General features: G+C 66.2%; 4 protein-coding genes and 3 tRNA genes. 6 read left to right on the plus strand and 1 reads right to left on the minus strand.

All coding sequences use genetic code 11. From position 1 onward, the window contains the following. Nucleotides 1-1,030 precede the first annotated feature (1,030 nt). The 6 genes from ACWELQ_RS14420 (at nt 1,031) to ACWELQ_RS14445 (ending at nt 3,207) form a co-directional block, all read left to right on the plus strand. Nucleotides 1,031-1,696, plus strand: a complete 666-nt coding sequence (locus ACWELQ_RS14420; protein ID WP_452397512.1) for a TetR family transcriptional regulator — start codon at nt 1,031-1,033, stop codon at nt 1,694-1,696. Between the two features lie 92 nt (nt 1,697-1,788). Beyond that, a tRNA-Glu gene (locus ACWELQ_RS14425) sits at nt 1,789-1,861 on the plus strand. A 36-nt stretch (nt 1,862-1,897) separates the two neighbouring features. Beyond that, nucleotides 1,898-1,971, plus strand: a tRNA-Asp gene (locus ACWELQ_RS14430). A gap of 63 nt (nt 1,972-2,034) precedes the next feature. After that, nucleotides 2,035-2,108 (plus strand) — tRNA-Phe (locus ACWELQ_RS14435). A 104-nt stretch (nt 2,109-2,212) separates the two neighbouring features. Then, nucleotides 2,213-2,380 carry a hypothetical protein gene (locus tag ACWELQ_RS14440; protein WP_369637452.1) on the plus strand — a complete coding sequence of 56 codons (168 nt, stop codon included), beginning with the start codon at nt 2,213-2,215 and terminating at the stop codon, nt 2,378-2,380. Between the two features lie 125 nt (nt 2,381-2,505). Beyond that, nucleotides 2,506-3,207, plus strand: coding sequence for a polyprenol monophosphomannose synthase (locus tag ACWELQ_RS14445; protein WP_452397513.1), 702 nt, complete (start codon nt 2,506-2,508; stop codon nt 3,205-3,207). Here ACWELQ_RS14445 and ACWELQ_RS14450 read toward each other — a convergent pair. Beyond that, nucleotides 3,204-4,604, minus strand: a 1,401-nt coding sequence (locus ACWELQ_RS14450) for an HAD-IB family hydrolase (protein ID WP_452397502.1), incomplete at its 5' end; no start/stop codon positions are given. The genes ACWELQ_RS14445 and ACWELQ_RS14450 overlap by 4 nt on opposite strands.

Genomic DNA, 4,604 nt, shown 5'->3' on the forward strand with positions numbered 1-4,604 from the left:
GTGGCCGGGCCGGGGGCGACGCGGTGGCCGGGCCGGGGGCGACGCGGGGCGGGGCGAGCGGATGACGCGATGTGCCGTTGGGGTGACGGGTCGTGCCGATCGGGTTCGCTTGGGGAGTCGCGGGGGTGGGTTTGGGGGGACGATGTGGCGCTGTGAGGGTGCGGACCGGTCGGTGCGGCACCGCGAGTAGGTGGACCCGGGGGACGGTCAGGGTCGGCGCGGAGTGTGGGTGGGGTGCGGAGGTGGTGTGGTGCTGTCGCGCCCGCCGACGCGGGGATGTCCACCACCCGATCGATTCGACGGCTCCGGGTGAGCGGGCGCTGATTGCCGGGATCGCGGGGTCCGGCAATCGCCTTGCCACTCAGTTTGTTTCGCCGGGCCGGAGTGCGAATATCATCCAATGGTGATGCGTGGCAAGCTTTTTGGGGTGGGGGGTGCAGGCGGGTCGGCGCCTTCGCGGACGCGGGGGCGGCGGCCGCTCGGTGATGCGGTGTCAGAGCGGATGTCGCATACGGCAGTGATCGAACTGCCGAACATCGATGGGATATGGGCGAATTCGTCGTTTCGGGCCAAACGTCCATACGATTGCTGGGAAATTGCGGTTTTCGATAGGGGGTGTGCTGGCTAACTGACTCTCCGGTACACCTCACGCTGGGTGCGCTTACCGGGTACGGTGACCGACTGGTGAATTCCCGAAGAACCGGGATTGCCCCGGCGGCACGGGATTCGGCTTATCGTTGATGTGCCCGAACGTGTCGCGACCGGTCAGGCCGATCGCGGCTCCATCACATGAAGCTGCGGGGAGGCGGACCGATACGACGTGATCGCCCGGGTGCGCACCCCCTGCGGTGCACCCGGGCGGGAAAAACTATACCAGTTGGTGTGTTTCAAGTTTTTCGCGCTTTTTCGTACCAAAGGTTTGGTAATTCGGGGCGAAGCCCCATTTGAAGTATTTGAAAGACACGTAACTTTGCGTCGAGGCCGGGGAACCGGTCGGCGACGGTTAGCTAGCTTCGGAGGCGTTTCGAGCATGGCACGGCAACAGGAGCGGGCCCGCCGGACACGCGCGGCGATCATCAGGTCCGCCGCCGTTGAGTTCGGGAAGAGCGGCTATGCCGCTGCATCGCTCAACCGCATATTGGAAGGTTCCCGGGCGACCAAGGGGGCCATGTACTTTCACTTCGACTCCAAGGAGGACCTGGCGCGCGCGGTGCTGGAGGCGGCGGTCGACCGCTATCGGGTATCCACCGAAAGGTGGCTCGCCAGAACCGATCTCGGTCCACTCGACGTGCTGCACGGCATGATCGACGAGATCGCGCTGCGGCTGGAGAACGACATCATCATCCAAGCCGAGTTCCGGCTCATCATCGAGCCCGAGTTCTATCGAGATATTCAAGCCGGCGGCGGTCGCATTCTGGGCCGTGCCATTCGCCAGCTCGCCGTGAAGGCCACGGAGCACAAGCAATTGCGCGCCGACGCCGACCCGGACCGCTTCACCCGGACCCTGGCCGCCGCGCTGGCGGGTCAGCGTTATATCGCCGATGTGCTGGCGGGTCCGGTGGATCTGCGCGCCCGGTTCGCCGAGGCGCTCGAGGTGATCGTGGATGCCACCGCGACCCCCGAGTGGACCGAGGAGTTCCGGCGCGTCGGCTGGCGGGTGTCCGCGAAGCTCGAAGATCTCAACTTGGGACTCTGACCAGCTGATTTGGGAATAACGCGGAGCCTGTCATAAGCTATCTCCGCTCCCAACGGAAGCCGTTGAGCAAACGGTCCGGAGAAATCCGGCGGGCCCCCTTCGTCTAGCGGCCTAGGACGCCGCCCTTTCAAGGCGGTAGCGCGGGTTCGAATCCCGTAGGGGGTACAACGGTGGAAGCATCGTTGTAGGAGCAAATAGCAAGGCCCTGTGGCGCAGTTGGTTAGCGCGCCGCCCTGTCACGGCGGAGGTCGCGGGTTCGAGTCCCGTCAGGGTCGCAAGACCTTCTCGCACCAGCGGGAAGTGGGTACAAAGTTTGGCATTCGAATCGGGTGCCTTTCGGCCAGGTAGCTCAGTTGGTACGAGCGTCCGCCTGAAAAGCGGAAGGTCGCCGGTTCGATCCCGGCCTTGGCCACAGTTTCCGGGAGACCCCGTCCATTGGACGGGGTCTTTCGGCGTTCCGGGGTTCTTCGCGTGTTTCCGGGCCGCTCCTTATGATCTTGGTGCCATGCTGGATTCATGGCTGACGATCAGTGGTACTACTGCCTGAAGCATCACCGCGCCGAGCAAGGTAAGCAGCATTGGTTCGCCGAGCGGATGGGCCCCTACCCCGATAAGGCGACAGCCGAGCGGGCGTTGGATATTGTGCGAGAACGCAATAGGCGCTCGGACGAGGAAGACTCCTGACGCCTGGGTGATGGGGGTGAGGGTGCCGGCTCGGTGCGCTCACGAGGCACTCAGGTGGACCAGGTACGGTTTCGGTGCCAGAAAACGACCAAGCGGGAGGGTAAGCCTTGAAGGTCACCGTGGTGGTGCCGACCTACAACGAGCGGGAGAACCTGCCGGTGGCGGTGGAGCGCCTGACCGCGCTACCGGTGGCAGACCTGCACGTGCTGGTGGTGGACGACAATTCGCCCGACGGCACCGGTGAGGTGGCCGACAAGCTGGCCGCCGATCTGCCGAACGTGGTGAGCGTCCTGCATCGCACCGAGAAGGACGGCCTGGGCCGCGCCTACATCGCGGGCATCACCAAGGCGCTGGACGAGGGCGCGGACGTCGTCATCCAGATGGACGCCGACCTGTCGCATCCGGCCGAGGTGATTCCGGCCATGCTGGACAAGCTGGAGTCCACCGACGCCGGCGTGGTGCTCGGATCCCGTTACGTCCCCGGCGGTTCCACCGCCGCGGAGTGGAAGTGGTACCGCAAGGCGCTCTCCGCGTGGGCCAACTTCTACGTGAACATGATTCTGCGCCTGGGCGTCAAGGACGCGACCGCGGGATTCAAGGCGTGGAAGGCGGATACGCTGCGCGCCATCGATGTGGCCTCGATCAAGTCGAACGGCTACTCGTTCCAGGTCGAGATGAACTACCGGACGGTCAAGAAGGGCATCAGCATCGCCGAGGTGCCGATCCGCTTCGAGGAGCGCACGCTGGGCGCGTCCAAGATGAGCCTGAAGGTGCAGCTGGAGTCCGCGGCCATGCCGTGGAAGCTGTTGTTCGGGAAGTCCGTCTAGTTTTCGGGCCAGTGGAGCAGGGTGTCGACGAACAGTTGACGGACCTGCTCTACATGCGCGTCCAGATCGGCCGGGTCCCACTCGCCGACATCGATCGGCGGTAGCACTGCCACGTCCACCCGGCCCTTGCGGATGACGGCCGAATTGCGCCAGGCGATTTCACCGGCATTGCGGATCACCACCGGGATGATCGGCACCCCGGCCTGGATGGCGATGTGGAACGCGCCCTTCTTGAACGGGCCGACGCGCGGGGTGAGCGAGCGGGTGCCCTCCGGCGCGATCACCACCGACAGTCCGCCGCGCAGCGTTTCGACCACCGGTTCCAGGGCGGCCTTGGCGGCCGCCGTGTTCGCGCGGTCGATGAAGGTCACCTCGACGAAGCGCATGAGGGGACCGAAGATCGGGTTCTTGGTGATCTCCCGCTTGGCGACGCCGGTGAAGCCGGTGCCGAGCACCTCCGCGAGCACCACGATGTCGAATTGGCTCTGGTGGTTGAAGACGAACACCGCGGGGCGCGGGGCTCGGGTGTGTTCGGCCCCGATCACGCGGACCTTCACCCCGGTGCCGCGCAGGGTCGAGTCCGCGGCGTGGGTCATCATCGAATCCGCCATCTGGCGGCGCTGTTTGGTGTGGGCCTTGGCGGCGACGCCGAACAGCGCCCCGCCGAGCAATCCGGTCAGGCCCGCCAGGGTGCGGACGTAGTCGAGGGCCCGGGGTGACTGGCGGGGCCGGAAATGCAGGACCGGCCAATCCTTTTCGGCGGCTTCCAGAACCACTCGCGGGTCCGGGTTGACCGCGACCGGGTGTCCGGCGGTCTGCAGCAGTGGCAGGTCGGCGGCGCTGTCGGCGTACGCCCAGCTCTGGGTCAGGTCGAGGTCGTGGGCGATGGCGAAGCGGCGGACCGCGTCGGCTTTACCGTTGCGCCACAGCGGCTTTCCTTCGACGTGCCCGGTGAGCACGCCGTCTTGGACGGCCATTGTCGTGCACAGGATGTGCGGGATCCCGAGTTCGTCGGCGACCGGCCGCACCTGATAGCGGGTGACCGAGCTGACCAGCACCAGGGTGTGCCCGGCGGCCTCGTGCTCGCGCACCAGCCGCCAGGCTTCGGGGTAGATGTGCCCGTACACGCTGTGCGCGAAGATCTCCCGGCCGAGCGCCTCCAGCTCGGATTCCTCGACGCCCGCCCAGCCGTACATGACGTTCTGCAGGAACCGCTCGTATTCGCCTTCGCTGCGGGCGCCGCGAATGCTGCCCAGCAGTCCGGCGGTGAGCGCGCCCTGGGTGCTGCTGCGCCGCAGCAGCCGTCGTGGCCAGGGTGGCGGGTTGAATCCGTTCACCACGGTGCCGCCGAAGTCGAAGATCGCCGCGACCCGTGGTCCCTGCGGTCCGGACCGCAC

This window comes from Nocardia sp. NPDC004722 (assembly GCF_053601505.1).

Coding starts and splice junctions, on each gene's coding strand:
- ACWELQ_RS14440 (WP_369637452.1), top strand. CDS start 2,213: ATGGCTGACGATCAGTGGTACTACTGCCTGAAGCATCACCGCGCCGAG.
- ACWELQ_RS14420 (WP_452397512.1), top strand. CDS start 1,031: ATGGCACGGCAACAGGAGCGGGCCCGCCGGACACGCGCGGCGATCATC.